General features: G+C 52.5%; 20 protein-coding genes. 13 read left to right on the top strand and 7 right to left on the bottom strand.

From position 1 onward, the window contains the following. The first annotated feature begins 91 nt into the window (after positions 1 to 91). The gene (locus tag FHS90_RS07960) at positions 92 to 931 is read left to right on the top strand and encodes a CBS domain-containing protein (RefSeq protein ID WP_182512629.1); all 840 of its coding nucleotides are present in this window, start codon (positions 92 to 94) and stop codon (positions 929 to 931) included. 819 nt (positions 932 to 1,750) lie between these two features. Here the strand turns inward: FHS90_RS07960 and lgt are convergent. Beyond that, a complete protein-coding gene (gene lgt / locus FHS90_RS07955) occupies positions 1,751 to 2,590 on the bottom strand; it encodes a prolipoprotein diacylglyceryl transferase (protein ID WP_182512628.1) in 840 nt (279 codons plus the stop codon). 210 nt (positions 2,591 to 2,800) lie between these two features. Here lgt and FHS90_RS07950 point away from each other — a divergent pair, with 210 nt between their 5' ends. The 10 genes from FHS90_RS07950 to FHS90_RS07905 all read left to right on the top strand — a co-directional run bounded on the left by FHS90_RS07950 (position 2,801) and on the right by FHS90_RS07905 (position 18,487). Then, complete coding sequence (locus tag FHS90_RS07950) at positions 2,801 to 3,814, top strand: NAD(P)/FAD-dependent oxidoreductase (protein WP_182512627.1); 1,014 nt, start codon at positions 2,801 to 2,803, stop codon at positions 3,812 to 3,814. A 4-nt stretch (positions 3,815 to 3,818) separates the two neighbouring features. Continuing rightward, on the top strand, positions 3,819 to 4,148 hold the full coding sequence (locus tag FHS90_RS07945; protein ID WP_182512626.1) for a 2Fe-2S iron-sulfur cluster-binding protein: 330 nt from the start codon (positions 3,819 to 3,821) through the stop codon (positions 4,146 to 4,148). 374 nt (positions 4,149 to 4,522) lie between these two features. Continuing rightward, a complete protein-coding gene (locus FHS90_RS07940) occupies positions 4,523 to 4,966 on the top strand; it encodes an LVIVD repeat-containing protein (protein ID WP_182512625.1) in 444 nt (147 codons plus the stop codon). Between the two features lie 5 nt (positions 4,967 to 4,971). Beyond that, positions 4,972 to 5,718, top strand: coding sequence for an LVIVD repeat-containing protein (locus FHS90_RS07935; protein ID WP_182512624.1), 747 nt, complete (start codon positions 4,972 to 4,974; stop codon positions 5,716 to 5,718). 69 nt (positions 5,719 to 5,787) lie between these two features. Then, positions 5,788 to 6,426 carry a hypothetical protein gene (locus FHS90_RS07930; RefSeq protein ID WP_182512623.1) on the top strand — a complete coding sequence of 213 codons (639 nt, stop codon included), beginning with the start codon at positions 5,788 to 5,790 and terminating at the stop codon, positions 6,424 to 6,426. 635 nt (positions 6,427 to 7,061) lie between these two features. Continuing rightward, complete coding sequence (locus FHS90_RS07925; protein ID WP_182512622.1) at positions 7,062 to 9,641, top strand: TonB-dependent receptor; 2,580 nt, start codon at positions 7,062 to 7,064, stop codon at positions 9,639 to 9,641. A gap of 305 nt (positions 9,642 to 9,946) precedes the next feature. After that, positions 9,947 to 10,849 carry a carboxypeptidase-like regulatory domain-containing protein gene (locus FHS90_RS07920; protein ID WP_182512621.1) on the top strand — a complete coding sequence of 301 codons (903 nt, stop codon included), beginning with the start codon at positions 9,947 to 9,949 and terminating at the stop codon, positions 10,847 to 10,849. 416 nt (positions 10,850 to 11,265) lie between these two features. Then, the gene (locus FHS90_RS07915; protein ID WP_182512620.1) at positions 11,266 to 13,794 is read left to right on the top strand and encodes a TonB-dependent receptor; all 2,529 of its coding nucleotides are present in this window, start codon (positions 11,266 to 11,268) and stop codon (positions 13,792 to 13,794) included. 665 nt (positions 13,795 to 14,459) lie between these two features. Further along, positions 14,460 to 16,907, top strand: coding sequence for a TonB-dependent receptor domain-containing protein (locus tag FHS90_RS07910; protein ID WP_182512619.1), 2,448 nt, complete (start codon positions 14,460 to 14,462; stop codon positions 16,905 to 16,907). A gap of 275 nt (positions 16,908 to 17,182) precedes the next feature. Further along, positions 17,183 to 18,487: a DUF2268 domain-containing putative Zn-dependent protease gene (locus FHS90_RS07905; protein WP_182512618.1), complete on the top strand. Its 1,305-nt coding sequence runs from the start codon at positions 17,183 to 17,185 to the stop codon at positions 18,485 to 18,487. A 218-nt stretch (positions 18,488 to 18,705) separates the two neighbouring features. Here FHS90_RS07905 and FHS90_RS07900 read toward each other — a convergent pair whose 3' ends face one another. The 5 genes from FHS90_RS07900 to FHS90_RS07880 form a co-directional block, all read right to left on the bottom strand. Next, positions 18,706 to 19,341, bottom strand: coding sequence for an HD domain-containing protein (locus FHS90_RS07900; protein ID WP_182512617.1), 636 nt, complete (start codon positions 19,339 to 19,341; stop codon positions 18,706 to 18,708). 391 nt (positions 19,342 to 19,732) lie between these two features. After that, the gene (gene nadE / locus FHS90_RS07895; protein ID WP_182512616.1) at positions 19,733 to 21,595 is read right to left on the bottom strand and encodes an NAD(+) synthase; all 1,863 of its coding nucleotides are present in this window, start codon (positions 21,593 to 21,595) and stop codon (positions 19,733 to 19,735) included. 390 nt (positions 21,596 to 21,985) lie between these two features. Continuing rightward, complete coding sequence (gene rnc / locus FHS90_RS07890) at positions 21,986 to 22,738, bottom strand: ribonuclease III (RefSeq protein ID WP_066830243.1); 753 nt, start codon at positions 22,736 to 22,738, stop codon at positions 21,986 to 21,988. A 2-nt stretch (positions 22,739 to 22,740) separates the two neighbouring features. Further along, positions 22,741 to 23,994, bottom strand: a complete 1,254-nt coding sequence (gene fabF, locus FHS90_RS07885) for a beta-ketoacyl-ACP synthase II (RefSeq protein ID WP_066830241.1) — start codon at positions 23,992 to 23,994, stop codon at positions 22,741 to 22,743. 70 nt (positions 23,995 to 24,064) lie between these two features. Beyond that, positions 24,065 to 24,301: an acyl carrier protein gene (locus FHS90_RS07880; protein ID WP_048919546.1), complete on the bottom strand. Its 237-nt coding sequence runs from the start codon at positions 24,299 to 24,301 to the stop codon at positions 24,065 to 24,067. Positions 24,302 to 24,475: 174 nt separating this feature from the next. Between FHS90_RS07880 and FHS90_RS07875 the strand changes: the two genes are divergently transcribed. Together FHS90_RS07875 and pyk are read left to right on the top strand one after the other, a co-directional pair. Then, positions 24,476 to 24,901, top strand: a complete 426-nt coding sequence (locus tag FHS90_RS07875) for an IPExxxVDY family protein (RefSeq protein WP_066830239.1) — start codon at positions 24,476 to 24,478, stop codon at positions 24,899 to 24,901. Positions 24,902 to 24,904: 3 nt separating this feature from the next. Next, positions 24,905 to 26,338 carry a pyruvate kinase gene (gene pyk / locus FHS90_RS07870; protein ID WP_066830237.1) on the top strand — a complete coding sequence of 478 codons (1,434 nt, stop codon included), beginning with the start codon at positions 24,905 to 24,907 and terminating at the stop codon, positions 26,336 to 26,338. A gap of 226 nt (positions 26,339 to 26,564) precedes the next feature. Here the strand turns inward: pyk and rpsT are convergent, their stop codons facing one another. Continuing rightward, positions 26,565 to 26,822: a 30S ribosomal protein S20 gene (rpsT, locus tag FHS90_RS07865; RefSeq protein ID WP_066830234.1), complete on the bottom strand. Its 258-nt coding sequence runs from the start codon at positions 26,820 to 26,822 to the stop codon at positions 26,565 to 26,567. Between the last annotated feature and the right edge of the window lie 15 nt (positions 26,823 to 26,837).

The following is a 26,837-nucleotide window of genomic DNA, read 5'->3' as shown; positions in this document are numbered from 1 at the left end:
TTTAACCTCCCGGCCCGGCCCCTCGTTAAAAATACTTTGCGTGCTAAATAACAGCCCGTTTATTTTTAACTTAAACCTACAGCCGAGCAAAATGAAACGACCTCTTCTTTTCCTTTTGTTAACCCTTCTGGTGCTTGCCACGTCCCTTCCTTTAAGTAGCTACTCCCCCGCCTTGCCGCCAGCCGCCAGCTTAAAACACCTTGCCAGGTTCCCTGGGGAAATAAAGGAAAGCTCTGGCCTGGAGCTCGCAGACCAGCCCAACACCTACTGGACGCACGGTGACGCCGGCAACTCACCCATTCTCTACAAAGTGAATGAGCAGGGCCAGCTCCTGCAGCAGATCCAGGTAGACGGCACCATCAACAATGACTGGGAAGACCTTACCCAAGACACCAACGGCTACCTCTACATTGGCGACGTGGGCAACAACAGCAACAAACGCCATGACCTGCGCATCTACAAGGTTTCGCCAAAGGCGGGGTTCGAGGCGCAGGAAATCAAGTTCACGTACGCTGATCTGCCCAAGGGGAAGATTGAGAAGAAAGACCGCAATTTTGACTGTGAGGCCTTCTTCTGGCACAACCGCAAGCTGTACCTGATCTCGAAAGACCGGGGCGCCTCCCGCACGGCTAAGCTGTATGAACTGCCAGACACCCCCGGCAGCCACACTGCCCGCCTGCTGAGCAAAGAAGATCTGCCCGGCCTGGTTACGTCAGCAGATGTAAGCCCAGACGGCAGGCACCTCGCGGTGCTCACCTATGGCAAGCTGTATCTGTACCCGGTAGCCAAAGGTTCTACCCAGTTCTTCGCGCAGAACCCCCAAGTGATTGAGCTCCCCAAGGCAGGGAAAGTGGAGGCGGTTTTGTTTAAGAACAGCAAAACCCTGGTGCTGAGTAATGAGGAAGGGGATTTGTTCCAGTATACTATGTAGGGTTTCGGCCGCGCCGAAGACAGGAAGCTGTTTTGGAGCTGTTTTGGCGAAAACAGCCCTAAAACAGAAAGAGGTTCTAGTCAACGTTGACAGGTAGTTTCTCTTTGAAAAAGGGTGTTTTGCATTAGATGTAGAGACCAGGCACCGCCTTGTCTCTTACGCATATCAGATAATTCCCCCTTCTTAGAGGGGTAGGGGTGGGGTAATGCGGTTGCCAAAAGTTCTCTTTCTGCTCTTAGTCTCAGTTTTTGCTCCCAATTCCGTCTTTACCAAACCTCTAATTACTGTCTCTTTCTGCTAAGGTTTGTTACGTTGATCCTTGCTGCTCAACCTAACCAAAAGAATCAAGAAGAGAAGAACTCGCTGACGCTCAAACAGCTTCTCTTCAGTAGGGACCACCACGCCAGCGCTTTCTGTTCCATCGTTGACTTAGGTCATTGCCAACTCACATGCCTTTCCGTGCCGCATCGGCTGGGGGCGGCCTCACGACCCTCCTCCCCCAGCCGATGCGGCAGCTAAATTGACTACTGCTTCAACCGTTGCAATGCCTTCCTTCGCTGCGCGTTTAGAGAGAACGGCTAGCGCATTTTACTTCGATTGCGCCATTGGCTCGCTTTCAAAGTTGGAGGGGCTGCGGTCGTAAAATGTTTCTACCACCGCTTCTACGCCTGCCCAAAAGACCTCGCAGTGTCTTCCAGACCTGCGAGTGTCTGTGCCAGTTACGCTTACTTTGAAATAAAAAGCCCTCACAGCTTCTAAAACTGTGAGGGCTTTTTATTTCTGTTTTCGGGCTGTTTTTCAGAAAACAGCCCGAAAACACTATTTATACCCAGTCACCAGCGGTAAGGAGGGCTGGCGGCGGTTTTTATAGGCGTAGAACAAGACAGCAATACCGATCAGCACCAGCGGAATGCTGAGCCATTGGCCCATGTTCAGCGGCAATGCGTCTTCAAACTTCTCCTGGTTCTCCTTGGTGAACTCCACCAAAAACCTAAAGGTGAACAGCAGCGTCACAAACAGCCCGAAGAGCAGGCCTTTCACCATACCCGCGCCTCTTTTCCAGAGGGTGTACAGCAGAATGAACAGCACAACGCAGAAAAGGCTTTCATAGAGCTGGCTGGGGTGGCGCGGGTCCAGGTAGGCAGGCACTCCGTTGAAGATTTCGGCGTTGCGCACAAACTTGAACGCCCAAGGCAGATCAGTGGGTTTGCCTATGATTTCTGAGTTCATCAGGTTCCCCAGCCTGATGCAGGCGCCACCCACGGCCACCACAATCACAATTCGGTCTAAGACCCAGAGATAGTCAAAGTGATGCTTTCGGCAGAACAGGTACAGCGCCAGCAGAATGCCTATGGTGCCGCCGTGGCTGGCCAGGCCGCCTTCCCAGATCATGAAAATCTTGAGCGGGTTAGAGAGGTAATACACCGGGTCATAAAACAAGCAGTGCCCCAGGCGCGCGCCAATCACGGTGCCAATGATCATGTACATGGTCAGGATGTCCACGTCCTCATCTTTGCGGCCGTCTTTGCGGTAGATGTATTTTTCTATGGGTTGGGTCAGGACAAACGCCAGGGCGAAGAGCAGGCCGTACCAGCGTACGGTCACGGGGCCGAGGGAGAAAATATCAGGGGAAACATCCCAGGTGATGAAGTTCAGCATTTGAGAAACGGTTATTCGGGTTAAAATTACAATTTAATCTAGGAGTGACAAGAATCACCTATTTAACTAATGACTATCCGAAACACTTTACCTTAAAATGATGTTACTTTGCAGGCGCAAATGCAAATGTGGTAGAGCTGAACGTTATGCCACTGTACCAGAACGGCAGAAAGCCCAAAACTTGTCTGCCCATGAAACCATATACCTTATATGTCAACTGTAACTACTGATATCTGTATCATCGGGGCGGGGCCGGTGGGACTTTTTGCCGTATTTGAAGCGGGCCTCCTTAAAATGAAATGCCACGTGGTAGACGCCCTGCCGCAGGTGGGCGGTCAGCTTTCTGAGATTTACCCCAAAAAACCTATCTATGACATTCCGGGTTTCCCGTCTATTCTGGCCGGTGACCTGATCAAGAACCAGATGGAGCAGATTGCCCCCTTCCACCCTACCTTCACCTTGGGTGAGTCTGTAGAGGATCTGGAGAAACTGGAAGACGGCTCTTTCAGACTGGTGACCTCTGAGAAAACCGAGATCTTCTGTAAAGTGGTGGTGATTGCCGGTGGCCTGGGCTGTTTTGAGCCGCGCAAGCCTGCCATTGAAAACCTCACCAGCTATGAAGGCGGCAAAGGCGTGAACTACATGATCCTGGACCCCGAGCATTACCGTGACAAGCGCGTGGTGCTGGCCGGTGGCGGAGACTCAGCCCTGGACTGGGCCATTTTCTTAGCCGATGTAGCCAAAGAACTCACGCTGGTACACCGCGGCACCACCTTCAGAGGAGCGCCAGAATCAGCGGCCAAGGTGAGCAGCCTGGCCGAGGAAGGCCACATGCGCCTGCTCCTGAAATCTAACGTAACTGAGGTACACGGTGAGGGCCAGTTGAGTGCCGTGACCGTTGTACCAGACGGCGCTGAGGCGTACCAGATTGAGACCGATTACTTTATCCCGCTCTTCGGGCTGGTTCCTAAGCTGGGGCCGCTGGAGAACTGGGGACTAGAGCTGGAGAAATCTGCCATTGTGGTGAACACCGTTGACTACAGCACCAACATACCGGGCGTGTACGCCATTGGCGATATCAACACCTACCCTGGCAAGCTGAAACTGATTCTGTGCGGGTACCATGAGGCAGCGTTGATGGCGCAGAGTGCCTACTCTGTCATCAACCCAGACAAGAAATTCGTTTTGAAATACACAACCGTGAACGGTGTGCCCACCATGTAATGCCATGCAAGAAGACATCACCGTTTACGTAGAAACCCCGGCAGGCGAACGTATTGCCGTACCCGCCCCCACAGACATGGGCCTGAGCCTAATGGAAGTGTTAAAGGCCAGCGAGTTCAACGTGCAGGCCACCTGCGGCGGAATGGCCCTCTGCGCCACCTGCCACGTGCAAGTGCTGGAGGCTCCCGTGGAGCTACCAGAACCGTCTGATGATGAGCTGTACACGCTGGAGAACCTGCCCAACCCCACCCACACCAGCCGCCTCTCCTGCCAGATCAAAGTCACCCCAGAGCTGGATGGGACCGTCTTGCGCGTGATGGCAGATTTTGAATAGGTAAGCTTTCATACAAGAAAAAGCCCCCGCTGTTTATCAAGAACGGCGGGGGCTTTCTGTTTTAGGGCTGTTTTCTGAAAAACAGCCCTAAAACAGAATTTACCTCCAACTGTTTTATTTACAGTAAATTAATCTTCGAATCCAATCTTTTTCCTACCTTAACATGCACCCCGGAAAGTAGAATTATCCCGCAAAGGCAGCTGTGGTAGGCACACCATCCGTGCCCCTTTGAGAGGGAGACGGAAGGGTATACTATTCCCGGGGGCTGTTACCTTATTCCTCATTTCATTCCCCTAACTGGTTAAACTATGCGTCTACTTTATTATGCCCTGACTCTTAGTATCCTCTTTCTGTCCCTTTCCTCCTGTATACAGATGGAACCAGAAGAAATCTACTCCAGCTACAGCCCTGTATTGATGAGCAGGGCGCAACTTGAGAAGTCGGTGGCAAAAAAAGAGCCGCAACCTATTTCCCGGCCCGGCAAAATTTACCGCTATAAATATCTCCTTCTCATTAATGAGCAGTACAAAGGGGTACACGTGATCAACAACCAGGACCCAACCGCCCCCCAGAACATGGCCTTCCTTCAGGTACCGGGCAATATAGACATGGCTGTAAAACAAGACATTCTGTACCTTGACAATGCCGTAGACCTGGTGGCGGTTGACATAAGTGATCTGGACAACATACGGCTGGTGAAGCGCATAGCCAATGTTTTCCCTGAGTTGCCCCCTCCAGACCGTTTCACCTCAGAATTGTTGAAAAACGGGCCTCCCAAAGATGCGGTCATTGTGAGATGGGAACTTAAAAAACAGTAAGCGCTATGAAAACGAACAGCTTCTTCTTTCTCTTTTTTGCCATAGCAGCCACTGTCCTGTTTTCCTGCAGCCAGGACAGCAGTACCCTTAGTCCGTCCCCGGCGGCGGGCCAGGGCGGTTCTATGGCCCGTTTCGCTGTTTCAGGTGATGCCCTGTACACCGTAGACCAGGCCAAACTCCATGTGTACAATATTACCGTTCCCAGCAGCCCCCACAAAGAGAAGGAGGTACAGCTGGGCCTGGGCATTGAGACCATCTTCCCCTTTGGGGACAACCTTTTTATTGGCTCCCAGACTGGCATGTACATCTTTGACATCAGGCAACAGGCCAGCCCCCTCCTGCTCTCTACCTATGAACACGTAACCAGTTGTGACCCGGTAGTAACAGACGGCAGGTACGCCTACCTCACCCTGAATGCAGCAAACCTGTGCCGAGGCGTCAATGAACTGCATGTGATAGACCTGCAGAACCTGAGAGCCCCTTCCCTTGTAAAAAGATACCCTATGCAAAGCCCTAAAGGGGTAGGCATTGACGGCAACTACTTGTTTGTCTGTGACAGCGGGCTCAAAATGTATGACGCCTCAGATGTAAACCATCTCCAGCTCAAGCAGCACCTCAACATCTCAGCCTATGACGTAATCCCCCACAACGGGCACCTGCTGGTGGTGGGACAGGACGGCCTCTACCAATATGCCTACACCCAAGGTACGCTAGAGCAGTTAAGCAAAATAAGTGTGCAACCGTCTCTTTAAGCCATTGGAGCACCCCTCATGAAATTCATCTGTTGGAACGCCCTCCTTCTCTTTGGTTGTATATGCACCGTGCCACCTGCTTTCGCCCAGTCTGACTCACTGCCTTCAGGTGAACTGGCCATCATGCTCAGCCCGCAGCATCTGTTGCTGCGGGGGTATCATCTTGAGGTGGAAAGCAAACCCAAACGGCTCAGGAACCAAGGCATACTCTTGTCGGCCAGGCTTTATGCCGGCAGTACCCGCTTTGCTGACCAGTTTACAAAAAGGCAGGAAGAGCCCCAAGACTTTTCACGCGTGAAGGGACTGGGGGCAGAGCTCCAGCACCGGTTCTACCTCCCCCACCTGTTCAGGCATTCTGCGGCACACCACTACCTTGCCTATGGCGTTTCTTACCACCACTTCAAGATTGGTTTTGAGAAGGAAGGCTGGGTACAGGACCTGGAGGCAGACGGCTTAAGGTACTACCAGTACCGCTACAGTAACTTCACTGAAACAATAAACCGGCTGGGGGCCATTGTGCTTTTTGGCACCCAGCAGCGCTATTTCTCTGCTAGAATTCTGACAGACGGTTCTATAGGCATTGGTTACAACCACAGCAGCACAACCTCTACTTTTCACTACCTGCGCTTTGACCGCAACCTCATAGATTACGGGTACAGCGGCTTCTACTTCTTCTTGGGCTTTAAGGTGGGGGTTATCTTGCGGTGACCGGTTCTACCCAAACGCACACTCCTGTTTTTGGCCTGTTTTCAGAAAAACAGCCCCAAAACAGCGCTGGTAATTCAGCAGCGCAAGCGTTTAGCAAACAGCTCATCACGCTGCCCCGTATAGGGCTTTAAGCCGAGGCTCAAATAAGTAAAGTTAAACTGATCATACGTTCAGGTAACTTCCGTCTCCGCCAGGAGTTGGGGAAGCACAGGCGCTGGACCTGAATTCGGCAAAGCCGAAAACAATCTCCCAACCACCCCTACGCAGTCCTTTCGCTGTTTCCCCCTCTCCTGCCCCCAGGCGTTTCCGGCCTGTTTTCTGAAAAACAGGCCGGAAACAGAAAAGTCTCTTTCCTACAGCAAAGGGCACCGCCTCCTATCTGCAAGTGGAACAGCGGGCAGCAAAAAAAAGGGTCATTTTCTGTGCAGAAGGGCGCCTGCTCTGCTTAAAAGTTAATGTTTTGTTAAAAGAATACTTTTTTCCCGGCCTGCTGTAATATTCTGTTCCTGCCCCATACTAATGCTTCAACTGAAACAATAAGGAGGACTTCTGTGGGAGCCTGATGCCGGCCTTGGCTCCCCTCTTCGCACTTTATTCTTGTCAGCTGAAAAGCATTTTACCCTGTACAAACACTCATGAAAAAACTTCTGCTCTTAACTCTGTTAAGCTGCGCCACCACCGCTCCCATTTGGGCCCAGGCCCCTACCCCTCGTCCGCAGGCAGCCCCCGCCGGTGCCACGCCTGCCGCTGCTCAGGCCCCTCAGGGGGCCGGCAGAATCACCGGAACCGTAGTAGACTCCACCACCTCCAAGCCCGTTGAGTTTGCCACTATTGCCCTGATCAACGCCGCCACCGGCAAAACCGTAGACGGCACCGTTACAGATGAAAAAGGCCGTTTCGTGTTGACCAAAGTAGCCAACGGCACCTACACCCTCTCTATCAGCTTTATTGGCTATGACACCAAAGAACTGAAAAAAGTGACCATCTCAGCGGCAGACCAGGAAGCCGGTCTGGGAAGCGTGCGGCTGAGCTCTTCGCACACCAAGCTGCAGGAGGTCACCGTAGTAGGCGAAAAACCGCTCATTGAAGACAAAGTAGACCGCCTGGTGTACAACGCTGAGAAAGACATCACCAACACCGGCGGTACCGCCGCAGACGTGATGCAGAAAGTACCGTCTATCTCCCTGGACCAGGACGGCAACATCCAGATGCGCGGGAGCTCTAACGTGCGGGTGCTGATCAATGGCAAACCCTCTACCGTGATGGCCGGCAGCGTGGCAGACGCCCTGAAGCAGATTCCGGCAGATGTGATCAAAAACGTAGAAATCATCACCAGCCCCAGCGCCAAATATGACGCCGAAGGCACCGCCGGTATTGTGAACATCATCACCAAGAAGAACAGCCTGCAAGGAGTAACCGGGTCAGTTACCTTAACGGGAGGCACCCGCTCCAGCAACGGCAACGCCAATGTGGGCATAAAGCAGGGCAAACTGGGCATCAACGTGAACGCGGGCACCAACATGTTCTACAGCAAAGGCGCCATGAACATTCAGCAGATCAGCCAGGCCGACATCAAAGACAACCCCCTCACCCCAGCTGAGGAAGGAGACAACCCCAATACCACGGTGGTGGAGAAAGAGAGGAGGGCTTTGAACAACACCTTGCAGCAAGGCACCAGTACGGTGGACGGCATGTTTGGCTTTGGCCAGTTAGGTTTGGAGTATGACCTGAACGAGAAAAACAGCTTAGCGGCCGGCATACGGGTGAACACGGGCACGTTCAAGATGCGCTCCCACCAGCTGGCCACGTCTACCCAGGCAGACCAGAACGAGGCCCGCACTACTTTTCTTGCGCCCCGGCAAACAGATCAGTACAACCTGTCCATGAAAAACAATAACCAGCGCCTGAGCATGGACCTGAACCTGGACTTCACCCACCAGTTCAAGAAACCGCAGCAGGAACTGACCTTACTGGCCCTTTACAGCCAGACAGACCAGGACAACAATGTGAACCAGTCCAGATATGAGATAGAAGGCCCGCTGCGGTCAACCACCATCAATGAAAACGAAGGCTTGAACAAGGAATTAACCTTTCAGGCAGACTATGCCCATCCCATGCCTAAAAACACCCTGCTGGAAGTAGGGGCCAAAGGAATTATGCGGGATGTCTCCAGCAGCTCTCTGTACAACGGCTTAGACCTAAACGGCGATTTCAGCTATGACCAGAATGTAATGGCCTCTTATCTCTCCTACGGTTTCAACCTGAACAAAAGAACGGCCCTCAAGTTTGGCGGGCGGTATGAATACACAGATGTGGCGGGAGATTTTGTGAACCCAGAGCAGGATTTCACCACCCACTATGACAACTTCATCCCTAACGTGACGCTGGCCTATGACCTGAAGCCGAACATGAAACTGCGTACGTCTTTCACCCAACGCATTCAACGGCCCCAGTTGTTCTACCTGAACCCGTACCGCCAGCAGCAGGGCCCCAACGTGGTGGTGTTTGGTAACCCAAGGCTGGATGCTGAGTTGACAGACTCTTATGAGTTAAATTACAGCACGTTCTTTAAAACCACTTCGCTGAATGCCTCGGCCTACATGCGCATCACAGACAACGCCATTGAGACCATCTCAGAAGTGCTCCGGGACACCACCTTTGTGACGTTTGACAATATTGCCAAGAACAAAACCTACGGCATGAGCTTGTCTGGCTCCACCAAGCCCATTCCGGCCTGGAACGTGAACGCCAACCTGAACTTTTACTATGTTGACCTGAACGCCCCGTTTGCCTCTAACGCCGGCTGGATGTACAACATCAATGTAAGCTCTGGCTACACCTTCGGGAAAGGGGTAAGCGCCCAGTTCTCTGGCGGGTTCAACTCAGACCGGGTGCAGCTGCAGGGCAAGGCCTCATCGTTCTCCTACCACAACCTGGCCATCAGAAAAGAGCTCTTCGCCAAAAAAGGGGCTTTGAGCCTAGGCATGGACAATCCGTTTAGAAGAGCCCTCAAGTTTGAGAATGAACTGGCAGGCAACAACCGTAACAACGGCCTCCCGTTCAGGACAGAGTCATTGGTAACCCAGTACAACCGCGGTTTCAGGCTTACCTTTGAGTACCGGTTTGGGAAACTGCAGCAGCAGGGCCCGCCCAAACGCAGAAAGTCTATCAGAAATGATGACGCCAAGCAAGGCGACGGCGGCGGCGTGCAATAAGCGAACAAGTGATCAACAGCCAAGGCGATGGGACAGCCCCCATCGCCTTGGCTGTTTCTGTTTTCGGCCTGTTTTTGTGAAAACAGGCCGAAAACAGAAACAGCCATCTAAAGTAAAATTTATTGGCCGCCCCTATACAAAAGCAGGCCCACTTGCCGTTCTGAATCAAAGCCATAGCAGAGGGGCGGGATTAGGCAGATGATTGATTTAGTGGCGAACTCCAGAACCGAAGAATCAATTTTCAGGGCTGTCTACCAGAGGGTCAGGGCAGGCAAGACCTAATAAAAGACAGTTCCCCCACGTACATGAAGCAACGCGCCCCCTTTGTCTTATTCCTTTTCACGGTAGTCTTATCTTTCACCGCAGGCATGCCTGCCTCTGCGTCTTCCAGCGCAGCGGTACCGCTGCAAGGCACACCCGTTACAGGCACGGTGGTAGACCAGAAGAGCCAACAGCCTATTGCGTACGTGAGCGTTGGGGTGCTGGAAACATCAACCGGAACCGTCTCTAAAGAAGACGGCACGTTCCAGCTGACAATCCCGGCCAATGAAGTATCCAAAACCATAAGAATTTCTGCCCTAGGCTATGAGGCCAAAGAAATCAAGGCAGAAGCCCTCCTCTCCCCCAATACCACCATCTCGCTGGTGACCAAACCGGTACAGCTGGCTGAGGTAAACGTAAAAGCCGCCAAATGGAAAACCAGGGAATTAGGCGGCAACGCGGGTCCGTTTACCCTGTTTCACAACGCATTTACAGTTCTGCCCAGGCCGCTGCAAGAGAACTTGGGGCGGGAACTGGGCGTGTTGATCCATGCCGGAGACAAGCAGACCTTCCTGAGCAAGCTTAACTTCTGCCTGACCTCTAACCAGTTTGACCAGGTCAAGTTCAGGGTGAACCTCTACTCTTTGAAAGAGGGTAAACCAGACCAGAATCTATTGCCGGAGAATATTTACGTGACCGTGAATGAGAAGAAACGGGGCTGGATTCAGGTGGACCTGGAACCATACAACCTCTATGTGCAGCAGGATTTCATTCTCTCCCTGGAATGGATAGACTGTTCCCCCAGGACTGAGTCCAAGGCCTTAACGCTGGCTGCGGCCATGCCAGCGTTCCAGACCATCTACCACAAAGACGCCAGCCAGGACAAATGGGAGAAAATGTCTGCCGTGGGCATTGGTCTGAATGTGGTAGTACAGCAGGAGCAATGATAAATCTTTCTGTTTTGGGGCTGTTTTCAGAAAAACAGCCCTAAAACAGAAAATAGCTTTACAGTAGGTGTTGTAAAACAGAATGAATATTATACATTTGTAGTGTACTATTAATCTAATACAGTAATCAACTAAAGAAGTACTTCCCTAGCCAAACAGCAGATGGGTTTAGAGCTTATTACCTATTGATTTTGCAGATGAAATATGGGGAGCAAAAGGTCCTGATGAAGCAATTAGTAAACAGCATAGCCGCGCTATGTTGCGAAAGCATTACAAAGTCAGGTTCTTTCAAAGCCCGTTGCAGCACAAAAAACTAGTTTAAACATGCTCTAAGAAATAATTATCTCCTGCGCTGCAGCTATTCTGAATATTCTCTATCTCTATACCTATTACCAAAACCCACACTATTCCCACACATGCGTTACCGCCTTCCCCTTTTCTTGCTGTGCCTGCTGTCAGGTTCCGGAACCCTCTATGCCCAATCTTCCACCCTTGTTGCGCCAGCCGTCGCCACTGCGGGAACGGCCTCTGTGAAAGGCAACGGCAAGGTTACAGGCACAGTCACTGACTCAGTGAGCAACAAGCCCGTTGAGTTTGCCACCATCTCCCTGATCAGCACCGCCACGGGCAAGCCGGTAGACGGCACCGTGACAGATGAACGCGGCAGGTTCACCCTCAACAAAGTAGATAACGGCACCTATACCCTCTCGGTCTCTTTTATTGGGTATGAGACCTATACCAAACCCGCGTTCACTATTTCTGAGAAAGAGCAGGAGGTGGAACTGGGCCGCATTATCTTACGCCCCGTCAACAACAAACTGCAGGAAGTAACAGTAGTGGGCGAGAAACCCCTGGTGGAAGACAAAGTAGACCGCATGGTGTACAACGCCGAGCAGGACATCACCAACATTGGCGGCAATGCCTCAGATGTGCTCAAGAAAGTACCTTCGCTCACCGTAGACCTGGACGGCAACGTGCAGTTGCGCGGCTCCTCTAACGTGCGGGTGCTCATTAACAACAAGCCCTCCAGCATCATGGCCAACAGTGTGGCAGACGCCCTGCGCCAGATTCCCTCAGACATGATCAAGAGTGTGGAGGTCATCACCAGCCCCAGCGCCAAATATGACGCCGAAGGCACGGCCGGGATCATCAACATCATTACCAAGAAAAACACCTTGTATGGTGTGAACGGGAGCGTGAGTACCTCTGTGGGCAACCGCAACGCCAACGGGAACGCTAACGTGAATGTGCGCCGCGGCAAGATAGGGTTCAATGCCAACCTGGGCACCCACCAGTCTTACAACAACAAAAATGAAAGTGAACTGGAGCGTATTGTTGGGCTTACCGCAGAAGAGGCGTTCTCCAGCAAACTGGAGCAGAACGGTGTCTCCAGGCGCAGGGGCGGGGGTATCTTTGGCCAGCTTGGCTTTGACGCTGACCTGGATTCCAGCAATTCTATCAATGCAGGGGTCAACCTCTACCGGGGGGCTTTCCATAGCCGCGGCACCCAGCACTCCCTCACCAACTACAACAACGGCCTGGAAGAGATAGCCTCTGCCCTGCGCAGCAAGAATGAAAACCTTTCCCTGGACCTGAACCTGGGCTATACCCACATCTTCAAGCCCCAGCAGGAACTGGCCGTGTTAGGCCAGTGGACCAACGGCGCCATGGACATGGAGTCTTTCCAGGACAATGACATTCTGCAACAGTATGAGAACAACAGGCTGTTACGCACCTTGCGCAACACCAATGAAGGTTCTAACCGTGAAATGACGTTCCAGGTAGACTATACCCACCCCTTCAAGAACAAAACCCTTCTGGAGGCAGGTACCAAGGCCATTCTTCGGCACGCCGAAAGTGATGCCCTTTACCGCCGTTTCTTCACCACCTCCACCGCTGAGGAACTGGAGCCCAATGCCTTCACCTATGACCAGGATGTGTACGCCACCTATGCGTCTTACGGCTTTAAGCTCCTGAAGAACTACAACGTAAAAAGCGGGGCCCGCTATGAATACACAGACCTGCAGGGTAATTACATTGCCCCGTTTAGACCGGCCTTCAAAGACAACTACGGCAACTTCATCCCCAATGTGCTGGTGTCCCGCACGTTCAAGAGCCAAACCTTCAGGGTGGGGTACACGCAGCGCATTCAGCGCCCCCAGATCTGGTACCTGAACCCTTACGTGAATGAGCAGGACCCCAAGAACGTGTCTTTTGGCAACCCTGAACTGGAGCCGGAACTGACCCACTCATATGAGCTGGGGTACAGCAACTATTTCAAGACCAGCTCTATCAACGTTTCTTTGTACTGGCGCCAGACCAACAATGCCATTGAGTCTATCAGAGACATTGTAGGCGAAACCGATGCCTTACCCGTAGACGAGACAACCTGGCGGAAAGCAGGCGTGGCCTACACTACCTTTTACAACATAGGCAAAAACGCCACGTATGGCCTTAGCCTGTCAGGCAATACCAAGCCCATGCCCAGATGGAACCTGGGCGGTTCTTTCAACCTGAACTACATTAACCTCAAAAGCACCCAGCAGAACAACGAGGCGGTACAGTACAACGTGAACATTAACTCTGGCTATGACTTTGGGAAAGGGTTGGCCGCGCAGTTCTTTGGCGCCTACAGCTCCCCCAGGCCTACCGTTCAGGGTAAGTTCTCAGGCTATTACTATTCCAGCTTTAGTGTGAAGAAAGACTTCTGGGAGAAGAAAGGCAGTCTGACCCTGGGGGTGGACAACCCGTTTGCCAAAGCCATTGAGTTTAAGTCTGAGCTGAGCAACAAAGTGTTTACCCAGAACGGGCTCAATCAGAACTACAACCGCGGGGTTAGGGTGAGCTTCTCCTACCGCTTCGGGAAGATTGACATGAAACAGCAGCCACGCCGCAAGAAGTCCATCAGAAATGATGACGCCAAGGCGGGTGATACCTCTAACTAGCCGTTACACCTTACCAGCAGAAAGGAGCACCCCAACCTCGGGGGCTCCTTTTTCCTAACCTCCTCTTGCTGTTTTCAGCCGTTGCTGCCACCACTTTTCTGAACAAAAGAAGAAGCTGTTTAGAGTTCTGAAACTGCCGGGCAAAGGCACCCAAGCAACGTACTTCACTGGTCCATGATGTCTGTTTTAGGGCTGTTTTCTGAAAAACAGCCCTAAAACAGACATCAGAAACTTTTGCAGACGTACGCTCTCTTTCAAATCTCTCAACGAGCTTCTATAGTAAAGTATTCACCTTTACCTGTCAATGTAGAGCGTGTTTACAGTTTGATTTTGCAGGCGAAAACGGGGAGCGAAAGGGTCTTTGATCGCGTTTTTTGAGCAGCGTAGCAGCCCTGTGGGGCGTGGCAACCGCCAGGTCAGGTTCTTATGAGGCCCGTTTGCAGCGCTAAAGACAAATGCACACCTGCCCTAAGATACGAACCCATTTACCGGCTACTTTTTCCAAATCTGCCCAAAACTGAAAAATAAACTGTTCCCCAGGCAACCCTTTTCAGTTCTGTCACATCTTTCAGACAGTTGCACCGCAACTGCTTTTGCTGACCACCGCCCTGCCCGTCACCCCCTGAGATTTACCTCCCCTTCACAGTAAAAGGAAAGGCAATCTAATGTACCAAACGCCTAACCCTATTCCCCAAACCCAACCTATGCGTCTGTCTTTCCTTTTTCTCTTGTCTTTGTTTCTTTTTGTTTCCGCGGCGCGGGCACAGCAGTCTGGTTTTAAGGGTAAAATCACCGGCCGGGTGGTAGACTCTGCCAGCACCAAACCCGTTGAGTTTGCCACCGTTACCCTCACCAATACCAGCACCCAAAAACCGGTAGACGGCACCATCACAGACGGCAAAGGCCAGTTCAGCTTTGGCAACGTGGCCCCGGGCACTTATTCGCTGTCTATCAGTTACCTGGGCTATGCCTCTACTACCCTGCCCGCCTTTACCCTGTCTCCGGCACAACCAGAGAAGACGTTCGCCTCCATCCCGTTACAGGCCAACACCACCAAGCTGCAGGAGGTAATGGTGGTGGCCCAGAAACCCCTGATAGAAGACAAAGGCGACAAACTGGTGTATAACGCTGAGAACGACATCAGCAACCAAGGCACCACGGCCTCAGACGTACTCAAAAAAGTACCCTCGGTCACGGTAGATGCAGACGGAAACGTGCAGTTGCGCGGTAGTTCCAACTTAAAAGTCTTAATTGACGGAAAGCCCTCCAGTATCCTGGCCAACAACCTGGCCGAGGCCCTGAAGCAAATCCCCTCAGACATCATTAGGAGCGTAGAAGTGATCACCAGCCCCAGCGCCAAGTATGACGCCGAAGGCACCGCCGGGATCATCAACATCATCACCAGAAAGAACAGCCTGCAAGGCGTAAACGGAAGGGTTTCCGGAACGGCGGGCAACCGCGGCAGGTACGCCAACGGCAGCATCAACGCCCGCCGGGGTAAGTTTGGGACCAACGCCAGCCTCAATTTTTACGGCAACAACAACCGGAGCGAGTCTTTCCTTACCCGTACCCCCAGAATGTCTGAGATTTCTTACCTGCGGCAGGAGGGGACCGCGCGGCAGTTGAACAACGGCCTGTACAGCCAGCTAGGGTTTACCTTTGACCCAGACACCCTGAACGCCTTTAACCTGGAGTTCAGCCTCTACAAGAACAAGTTCAACGGCACCCGTTTCCAGCGGACAGAAGACAACCAGGGCGTACAGCTCTATGACCTGACCAACCGGTGGAACGGCTCAGGCTTTGATGTGAACTTTGGGTACACGCACACCTTTAAACCGCAGCAGGAACTGTCTGTGCTGGCGCAGGTAAACCAGGGCACCTCCCATGACATCTATGACAACAGCATCCAGACCCAGGAGAACGCCTTCATCTCAAGGCAGCTGAACGACAATGACGCCCCCACCTATGAGAAGACGTTTCAGCTAGACTACACCCAGACCTACAAGAACGCTTCCCGGCTGGAGCTGGGAGCCAAGGCCATCTTGCGGGATGCCACCAGCAACGCCCGGTACAACTTCTTTAGGCTTAACAAACCTGATTCGCTGGCCATCAGTAACTTTGACTTTGACCAGGACGTGTACGCCACCTACCTCACCTACGCCTTCAGCCTGAACAAGAAATACAACTTTAACCTGGGTACCCGCTATGAGTTCACCAACACCCAGGGCGTGTTCTTGAATACCGCCAAAAATGAACCGAAGCTGGTGCGCTCCTCGTTCAAGAACGACTACCAGAACTTCATCCCCAGCGTGACCGTCTCGCGTACCTTCAAAGAGACCCACACCGTGAAGGCCAGCTATACCCAGCGCATTCAGCGCCCCCAGATCTGGTACCTGAACCCGTTTATGCAGCAGGAAGACCCCAACAACGTGTACCGCGGCAATCCGGAGCTGGACGCTGAGCTTACCCATTCCTATGAGCTGGGCTACAACACGTACTTCAAAACCACTTCTATCAACGGCTCGCTGTTTTACCGCCAGACAGACAATGCCATTCAGCAGATTAACCGCGAGGCGGGGCCAAACGTGATCCTGACCACCCCAGACAACATCGCCAAAAACAAAGTGTACGGCGTGAGTGTATCAGGCTCTACCAAACCAATGCCTAAATGGAGCATTAGCCCTAACTTCAACCTCAGCTACATTGATTTGAGAGGCGAAACGCTGTCTAACTCGGGGCTGCAATACAACCTGAGCCTGAACACCAGCTATGAGTTCAACAAAGGCATTACAGCGCAATTTTACGGCAACTACAACTCCCCCACCCAAACCGCCCAGGGCGAGTATGGCCGTTACTTCTACAGCAACGTGTCAGTGAAGAAGAAGCTCCTGAAAGACAAAGCCAGCCTGAGCCTGAATGTGAGCAACCCGTTCAGCAGAACGCTCGAGTTCACCTCTACCATAGACACCAACACCTTCCTGCAGGAATCTCGCAACGCGAATCTGGCGCGCCGTATTGGCCTCACGTTCAACTATAGCTTCGGGAAAATGGACTCTTCCCAACGCCAGAAGAAGTCTATCCAGAATGATGATGCCGTGGGCGGCGGAAAATAAGCCCTCGCGCTCCTTTCCCTGCAGATGCGTTTTGGGGCTGTTTTCAGAAAAACAGCCCCAAAACGCATTTTGCTTTGTTCGCCATAATCCTGATATTAAGCCCGTTAAGAGTTGCTCCTGCCCCGGCCATGCAAGGCGCAGACCCGCACTAGCAAACCCTGGGGCTCCCGTTTTATGGCTACTTTTCTGAAAACAGCCTCAAAACAGAAGCTGACTCAGCGCAGACGCTTGCGCCAGAGCCTAAGAGAAAACCCAATCAGCTCATTTAATCCAGCATGAAAAAATATTCCGCCTTCCTCGCCCTCAGCCTTTTCACCTTTACGGTAGGTTTGGCGCAGAAAAAACCGCAGCGGGTCATCACCACAGACATTGACAACTTCTGGGTAGCCTATGACAGCATGCGCACCACCCAGGACAGCCTCAAGCAGCTGCGCTACCTGCAGACGCTCTACCTGGACAAAGGCACGCCCGGTCTCAAAGCTTTAATGGAGGTAAGGGACTACCAGCCCGCAGAATGGGTACACGCTGTCAGGCAGTACCCCAAATTCTGGAACTCCCTTAGGCCCCGCACCCAACTGGCCAAATCTGGCGCCCAGGGGCTGGAGCCGCACCTGAAGAAACTCCAGCAGCTCTACCCGCCGCTCAGGCCGGCCAGCATTTACTTTGCCATAGGGGTTTTCAGAACCAGCGGCACCACCAAAGACAACATGGTCCTGATTGGGGCCGAACTTGTTACCGGCAACTCTCAGGTAGACCTATCAGAGCTGCCCCAGAACCTGCAGACGTTCCTGTCGCGCTACTACCAGAGTGATCCCTTTAAGAATATTATTCCGCTGAACGTGCATGAATACGTGCACACCCAGCAGAAAGGCCTGGGCAGCAACCTGTTGGGCCGCGCCCTCATGGAAGGGGCCTGTGATTTCATAGCCGAACTGATCACGGGCAAGCAGATGCCGCTCCCCTACATGGCGTACGGCACCGCCCATGAGGCCGAAGTGAAAGAGCGCTTCCAGGTTGACATGTTTGCCCCTTCGCTGGGCCATTGGTTCTACAACCAGCAGGCGCCCACCCCAGACCTGGGCTACTTTATGGGGTACGCCATCTGCAAAGCCTATTACCAGCAGGCCCAAAACAAGAAACAGGCCATCAAAGAGATCATTGAGCTGGAGTATGACAGCGAACCGGCCGTAGAGGCGTTTCTGGTGCAATCAAAGTACTACCCAACGCCGCTGAACAAACCCCGGCTGCTGCAGGCCTATGACGCCAAACGCCCCGTCATTACCCGCATTGTACCCATTACCGGCCCAGACAGCCTCATAGATGCCTCTGTCACTGAACTACGGGTAGAGTTTTCGGCTGAAATGGCGCGTTACACCGCCACTGATTACGGCCAAGGCGGCAAAGAGCAGTTTCCGGTGACGGCCCAGCCGGGCTATACCCCAGACAAGCGCGCTTACGTGTACAAGGTGGCGCTGCAACCCGGCCGTGCGTACAGCTTCAAGATGAACGGCGGCGGTTTCCAGACCACAGACGGGTATCCCCTCAAATCTTATGAAATCCGGTTCAGGACGAAGAAGTAAAGAAGCCAAACAACCGCTCCTTGCCTAAAAGCGGTGAAGGCGGCAGAGATACCATTTAATCACTGGCGCAGAAGCCTGTTAGAACCGTTGAGCGCTTCTGGGCGAGGGTTGTTTCCTAAAAAAGGAACTCAGAAAAAATGGTTACAGACCAATAACTGCGCCATAAAAACAAACCCTGTTTTCGGCCTGTTTTTCTAAAAACAGGCCGAAAACAGGGTTTATCCTTCCAGGGCAGGTGTTTCCTCTGGGGGCAGAGAATTCCGCTCCTCCTCCAGCCTGAACAGCGCCTTCTGCACCTCATAACACGCCAATAAATACAACGTAAACGGCTGCGCCGATTTCAGCACCTCCAGCAGGCCCACTATCTCCGGAATGTACACCCGCGCAAAGCTGAAGTCATGGGCAATAATGTCGCGGGTGTTGTCAATGATGTCGGCCAGTTTAATGGTCTGGGCGCGGCCCGAGGTGGTGGCCGTGCGCTGGCGTTCCAATTCTTTGCGTCGCTTGCGGTTGTAGCCGGGGGCCTGTTGTTTGGTGAACTGGTCGGTGAGGTCTAGTACCATCTGCAGCACCTCGGCAGGCTTCACGATGGAGCCCTGGCAGGTTTCCTCCAGAAACGCCTTCAGTTCTTCTTGGGTCACGGGCGTGTCTTCCAGCACGTCATGCAGCAGCGCGGCCATGACCATGCCGGTGGTGCCGCCGTACGCCATCACGGTCTGCGCCACCCGTTCCAGGTGCTTCACGTACGGCTCCTGGTGGTACTTGCGCCGCTGTTCGCCGTGTGCGGTTACGGCAAACTGCCACGCCTTTCGCTCCAGTTCATTAAACGCCAACGGGCATTCCAGTTCTTCCATGGGGTTTTGTACGGGCAAGCGTTGAGGCAGGTACTTCCTTCTAATGGGTGAAATGCGTTTTCGGCCTGATTTTCCAAAAACGGGCTGAAAACGAAGGGCAAATAGTTAGCAGCTTAAAGCCGTTGAACCCATCCCTCCCAAGAGGGGAATTTTGTTTCATTGAAAAGACAATTACTTTCTTCTATGGCGCGGAAGTTACTTCCGTGACTTTCAAGCAGTCTCTGAAGTCACGGAAGTAACTTCCGCGCCATAGTAGGGATTTAGCCACTAGAACTTCTGTTTTGGGCCTGTTTTCAGGAAAACAGGCCCAAAACAGAAAAGCCTCTAGAAAAGACATTCCTTTGTTTTGCTACATGACACGTGCTATCCCTGATTCATTCCTGCGCATTACCTACCCAATCTGGCCCAGTTCCTGCCGAAAGCCGCCGCTCAAGATTGGGAACCGGAGCCAGCTGCGCGGGTCCACGTTGTAATCGTCCAGGTGGAAGGCGGGGGCGTAGCGCTCGCGTTTCCATTGGTTGCGGCTCCAGAGGCTGAAGAACCGCTGCACGTACAGCTTCAGGTCGTTGTCTGCGTAGTCGCCGCCTTTGAGCTTCTCAAACACCTGCTGCGGCGAGAGCCGGTCATAGAACGCCAGGCGCTCCATCTGGTTCAGCAGCGGGTACGGCATCAAATCTTTCTCGTCGGTTTGGGCGCGCTCCAGCGGCCGAAGCTCGGCGCTGGGTTGCAGGTTGTTCACGTACTGCAAGCCCTCATAGCCCAGCTCCAGCTGCGCCCACACCAGCCATTGCCTGATGAACGCCTTGTCTACGCCCGCAATGGGCGAAATGCTGCCGGCGGTGTCACCGTCCATGGTGGCGTAGCCCACGCTGGCCTCTGAGCGGTTAGACGTAGCCAATAGCAAGGAATTGTTGAGGTTGGCCAGCATCCAGATGCCGGGGGCGCGCACGCGGGCCTGTATGTTCTGCAGCGTCACATCGTCCTGCTCCCAGGTGAGGTTTCGGCCAATGGCCGATTCAATTTTACCGCGGTAACTGGTGACTTCCTCGTCAATGGTCCAGTTGTAGAACACCGCGCCAATAGATTTGGCCAATTCTTCCGCAGAGCGGAACGTGTCATCTGAGGAGTTCACCGTGCCCTGGTACGCCGTGATGAGCAGCTTACCCACCAGGGCGTTTCTGAGCTGTTTTCCTGAAAACTGGCTGAAAACAGGAAGTTCTTCTGGCGTAAGGCAATTGGTCTTGCGCACAAACTCCTCCAGCCCCAGCTCCTCCACGGCCCGCGTCACCATCTCGGCCACCAGCACGGCGCAGAGCGAAGAATCGGCCCCGCCGCTCAGAGAAAGCACAAACCCGCGGCTACGGCTCTTGCGCATATAATCAAACAGAGCCAAGGTCACCGCCGATACAAATTCCCGGTTCTCGTCTACCGGCGGCAGCACGGGCACGTCTACCAGCGGCAGCGGGTTGAGAATATCTACCTCGGCGCACTCCATGTCTACGTCTTTGAACGAGAGCAGCACGTTGCGGTGAATCAGGTTTCCGTTCTGGGCAATAATGATCTCGCCGTCATAAATCATCTTGCCGGCCTCATTGCCCAGCAAATTGGTGTACAGGTAGGTGCAGGCAAACTCACGGGAGGCGTCTACCACCAGGTGGTAGCGCACATCGGTCTTGCTCATGGCAAAGTGGCTGGCGCTGGGGTTGATAATGAGCTGTACGCCTTTCTCCTTGTGCCGGTACGCCGGGCGGTCTTTGTTGCGCCACGCGTCTTCACAAATCTCAAACGCGAACGTCACACCCAGGTGCTCATAGATAATGTCACCAATGGCGTACGTCTGGCCCAACATCTCAAACTCCTGCACGGTGTTGGGGACCCAGGAGCTGAACCACCGCGGTTCATAGTGCACCCCGTCATTGGCCAGGAACTGCTTAGCGGTAAACCCCAAAATCTTCTGGTTGCTAATCACGCAGGCCGTGTTGTAGGTGATGCCGTTGAGGCGAACGGGCAGTCCCACGCACACCACAATATCTACGCACCACTCCTTGATTTCCAGCAACCGCTCAAAACATTCTACAGACACCCAGTCATGCAGGAAAAGGTCTTCGCAGCCGTACCCGGGAATGCTCATCTCAGGCAGGCAGAGAATGTCTACCTGCTGCTCACGGGCCTCTTCAATGGCGATTTTGATGTTTCTAAGGTTGTTCTCCCAGTCAAGGGGCGTTTGGTTGATGGCGGCACCGGCAAGTTTCATAGTTGTTCAGTTTGTGGCTTTTCTAACGCAAGAAATACCCTGGAAGTTAGAAATACGGCTCCGCCGATGGAGGGGCGTTACACGGGGAACCGTTGCAAAACTAAGAAGTTGGCGCGCAGAAGCAAGTGAAATGATGTAACAGGATTGCCTGGTAAGACCATTAAAGGTATCACCCTCTTGTCATCCTGGAAGAATCTTGTGAACAAACTAGAAAAACAGTTGCCGTACGCCCACAAGATCCTTCCAGGATGACAAAAAGAGAGAAATCAAGTTTTACTACAGCAAGCTGAGAGCCTTACGGAAGCTTTCTAAAGTTGCTACTGTTTTTTAAAAAGTGAAAGGAAAATCTGTTTTAGCCCTGTTTTCAGAAAAAGAGGCCGGAAACAGAAATTAGGAAGGGAGGAGGCCGTTGGCTTGCAGGGCCGCAATGCTTTTCTCAGCGGCGGCTTGCTCGGCTTTCTTCTTGGAGAGGCCGCTGCCGCTGGCAATGATGTCATTGTCTACCACCACGGCGGCGGTAAACTCAGTGGTGCTGCCAGACTGCTTCTGGCCCACAATCTCAAACCGTATGCTGCGGTTCTGGCCTTGCGCCCACTCAATGAGTTTGCTCTTGAAGTTGCTGGTGGTGGTGGTGAGCTGGTGCAGGTCAAAGTGCGGCTTCACCAGTTTTTTCAGGATGAACCTTTTGGTGTTTTCATAGCCTTTGTCCAGATAGACAGCGCCCACCAGGGCCTCTAAGGCGTTGCCGTTGATAAACTTATGGCGGGTCACGCCAGAGAAGCTGTCAACTTTGATCAGGGCAGTCAACCCCACCTTTACCGCCAGGCTGTTCAAAGACTCACGGTTCACCATGCGGGACCGGATCTCCGTCAGAAAGCCTTCGTCTTTGTAAGGGTATTTTTTAAAGAGGTATTCGGCAATCACTGAGCCTAAGATGGCATCGCCTAAAAACTCCAGCCGTTCATTCGTCTCCTGATTCCCTTTGAGGTTCTGCCGCACAAAAGAGGTGTGGGTGAACGCCAGCTGGTACAAGTGCAGGTTGTCTGGCACCATGCCCGTGATTTGGGAAACGGCGCTGACAAAAGCCTTGTCTTTATAAAAGAATCTATGAAACGCGCGTAAAACCGGTCTGATTGGCGACACTTCTACTCAACGAACTTTTTGAAAATCACCGAGGTGTTGTGACCGCCAAACCCGAAGGTATTGCTCATGGCATAGTTCACCTCCCGCTCCTGCGCCTTGTTAAAGGTGAAGTTGAGGTTAGGGTTGAACTGCTCATCATCTGTAAGGTGGTTGATGGTGGGCGGTACAATGCCGTTCTGGATGGCCAGGATAGACGCCACCGCCTCAATGGCTCCGGCAGCCCCTAAGAGGTGCCCGGTCATAGATTTGGTAGAACTGATGTTCAGTTTGTAGGCGTGGTCACCAAACACCTGCTCAATGGCTTTGGCCTCCCCTACGTCTCCAAGCGGGGTAGAGGTACCGTGCACGTTAATGTAATCAATGGCCTCTGGCTGCACGCGGGCATCTTTCAGTACATTCAGCATTACATTGCGGGCACCCAACCCTTCTGGGTGCGGGGCCGTGATGTGGTACGCGTCTGCAGACATGCCGCCGCCAATCAGCTCAGCATAAATCTTAGCGCCGCGGGCTTTGGCGTGCTCATACTCTTCCAGTACAATGGCCGCGGCCCCTTCGCCTAACACAAAACCGTCACGGTCTTTGTCAAACGGGCGTGATGCGGTCTCTGGGGAGTCATTACGCTCAGAAAGGGCTTTCAGGGCGTTGAAACCACCTACCCCGGCTTCAGTAACCGCTGCTTCAGACCCGCCGCTCAACACAATGTCTGCCATACCCAACCTAATATAGTTGAAGGAGTCAATCAAGGCGTTGGTGGCAGAGGCACAGGCAGAAACGGTCACAAAGTTGGGACCTCTAAAGCCGTACTTGATAGAGATATGACCGGCGCTGATGTCGGCGATCATTTTAGGGATGAAGAAAGGGTTGAAGCGTGGGGTGCCATCGCCGTTGGCGAAGTTCACACACTCCTCCTGAAACGTACGCAGACCGCCAATGCCAGACCCCCAGATGACCCCAATGCGGTCTTTGCTCAGGGATTCATCCATCAGGTTGGCGTCTTTCACGGCCTCATCTGCCACTACCATGGCAAATTGCGTAAAGAGGTCCATTTTACGGGCCTCTTTACGATCAAAATACTGCTCAGGATCATATCCTTTTACTTCGCAGGCAAATTGGGTTTTGAACTTAGAGGCGTCAAAGCGGGTGATGGGCGCGGCGCCGCTCACTCCGTTGATTAGACCATCCCAATATTCAGAAACTGTTTTCCCAAGCGGGGTTAGCGCCCCAAGGCCTGTTACTACAACTCTCTTAAGCTCCATACGCTGCTAGTAGAGGAAAAGAACCTGTATTAATAAGGTAAAATTAGATCAATAGAAAAAAGGGGAAAGATTACTTCGCGTGCTCTTCCAGGTAGCTGATCGCTTGGCCTACCGTTGCAATGTTCTCTGCTTGGTCATCTGGAATAGACACATTGAATTCTTTCTCAAATTCCATGATCAATTCTACGGTATCAAGAGAGTCGGCACCCAGGTCGTTTGTAAAGCTAGCCTCAGGCGTTACCTCAGATTCTTCAACGCCCAATTTATCAATGATAATAGCTCTTACTTTTTCTGCGATTTCTGACATTTTTTTATAAGTTTTTTAAAACACAGTGCAAAGAAATAGATTTGGCAACACAATGTCAAACAAATTCCCGGCAATAGTTTTATTATGCCACTTTTGTGAAAAGGTTTCTTGCCTTTTGGAATTGCTTCTTTAAATTGCCTTCCCAACTTTACGTTTACCTATCTTCCCCAACCCATGAAGTCTTTACGCCTTGAGCTAGAGTACGAGTATGATTTCGACTTATATGGAGTTGTGTCTTCCAGCAAGGAGTATACCCTGGCCTGGGCCCTCAATAAGTACTTCCGGCTCCGGCTGGTGAAGCAGGCAGACCTGTGCATAGATTTTCTGCACAAGGGTCGCCTGGTGATCTCTAATTACCTGCACAGGGCAGAGCACGGCTCCCTCCGTCTTTTCAGAAACCGCTCCATTGGCACCAGCACCCTGGCCACGCCCTACCTGGTGCCAGACATAAAAGAATACGACTACGTGATTCAGGTTACCGGGGCCCTGGATCATTTTCAGCAAGAATTGCTGCACAAGCTGCACGCCATACCGCTGGTGCAGTATGTGCGCTCTTTTGACCCCAATTGTTTACGTTATAAAGAAAACCTGCTTTTTTAGCGAATGGCTACTCATTTCAACAAAACCAAAATCATTGCCACCGTTGGCCCTGCCAGCAACACCCCGGAGAAGCTTAGGGCTCTCATTGAAGAAGGGGTAGATGTTTTCCGTCTCAATTTCTCCCACGGCTCTCACGCAGACCACCTCAAGGTAATTAACCACGTGCGGGCCATCAACGCCGCAGAGGGGTTCAACATCTGCCTGGTGCAAGACTTGCAGGGGCCTAAAATCAGAATCAATGACGTGGAAGACGGAGCGGTTGAAATAGTGGCCGGCCAGCAACTCACCATTGTCTGTGACAAATCACTGGGCACCGCCACCCGCCTTTCCACCAGCTACACCCGCCTGGCCTATGACGTGAAGCCGGGAGACGCCATCTTGATTGATGACGGTAAACTGGAGGTGACCGTGATCAGCACTGACGGCGACAAAGAAGTTCTGGCTGAGGTAGTTTACGGCGGGGTAGTGAAGCCGCGCAAAGGCATTAACCTGCCTGACACCGTGGTAACCGCTCCTTCGCTCACAGAAAAAGACCTGCAGGACCTGCACTTTGGCCTTGACAATGACGTGGAGTGGGTGGCGCTTTCCTTTGTAAGAAAGGTAGAAGACATCTACGAGATCAAAAAGATCATTGCCGAGCGCGGAAAAGACACCCGTGTCATTGCCAAGATTGAGAAACCTGAGGCCATCCGGAACATTGACGCTATTATAGAGGCCACAGACGCCGTAATGGTTGCCCGCGGTGACCTTGGAGTGGAGATAGGCATGGAAGAAGTGCCCATGATCCAGAAAATGATTGTGGAGAAGTGCAACGCGCTGGGCAAACCCGTAATTGTGGCCACCCAGATGATGGAAAGCATGATCACCAGCCCCCGCCCTACCCGCGCAGAGACCAATGACGTGGCCAACGCCGTGATGGACGGAGCTGACACGCTCATGCTGAGTGCTGAGACCGCCGCCGGCATGTACCCCATTGAGACCATCCGGAGCATGAACCGCACCATCCAGTCAGTAGAGGCGCAGGCCGAGGTGTTCCACCGCAACTTTATCTTCAACCCGCAGTCTTCCACCTTCTACAATGACACCGTGGTGGCCAGCGCCGTAGGGTTGGGCCGTGACACAGACGCCAAAGCGCTGATCTGCCTTACCAAATCTGGCTACACGGCGTTCCAGTTGGCCAAGCACCGGCCTAAAGCCAATATCTTCGTCTTCACAGACAACCACGTGCTGTTAAACACCCTGAACCTGGTGTGGGGTATTAGAGGATACTACTATGACCGCTTCGTTTCTACAGACGAAACCATCACAGACCTGAAAGAAATCCTGGTCAAAGAAGGCCACCTGAACGTAGGCGATATCTTCATCAACATTGGCTCAATGCCCGTGGTAGAGAAAAAACGCGCCAACATGATCAAGTTAAGTGAAGTACGTGAGTAGCAGACCCACCCAACCGAAGTAATTAAACACCGTTTCACCAAGAAGGCCTGTCTCCCCAAGAGACAGGCCTTCTTGCTTCTTCTGGTTTCCTGTCTGTCAGAAGATTTCTGTTTTGGGGCTGATTTCAGAAAAACAGCCCTAAAACAGAAACTGGCGCCAACACAAAAAGCCTTGCAGAGTGCAAGGCTTCTAATGATTTACCAGGAAAGTAAATACCGCCAGTAAACTAGGCAGCTAAGTTATTTACGAAACGAGCCAATTTAGATTTGTTGTTGGCCGCTTTGTTTTTGTGAATCACGTTCTTCTTAGCCAACTTGTCCAGCATACCAGATACCGTCTTGAACAGTTCTTGCGCCTCGGCTTTGTCGGTTGTCAATCTTAAACGCTTTACAAAGGTACGGGTAGTTTTCGCCTGGTAGCGATTCAGCAAGCGTTTCGCGTTGTTGGATCTGATTCTCTTTAATGCTGACTTATGGTTAGCCATGGTTGTGATTATAGA

This window comes from Rufibacter ruber, from assembly GCF_014138425.1.
Classification (GTDB): Bacteria; Bacteroidota; Bacteroidia; order Cytophagales; family Hymenobacteraceae; genus Nibribacter; species Nibribacter ruber_C.
Note: the sequence above shows the minus strand (reverse complement) of the source record. Positions and strands in the feature narration are given on the sequence as shown.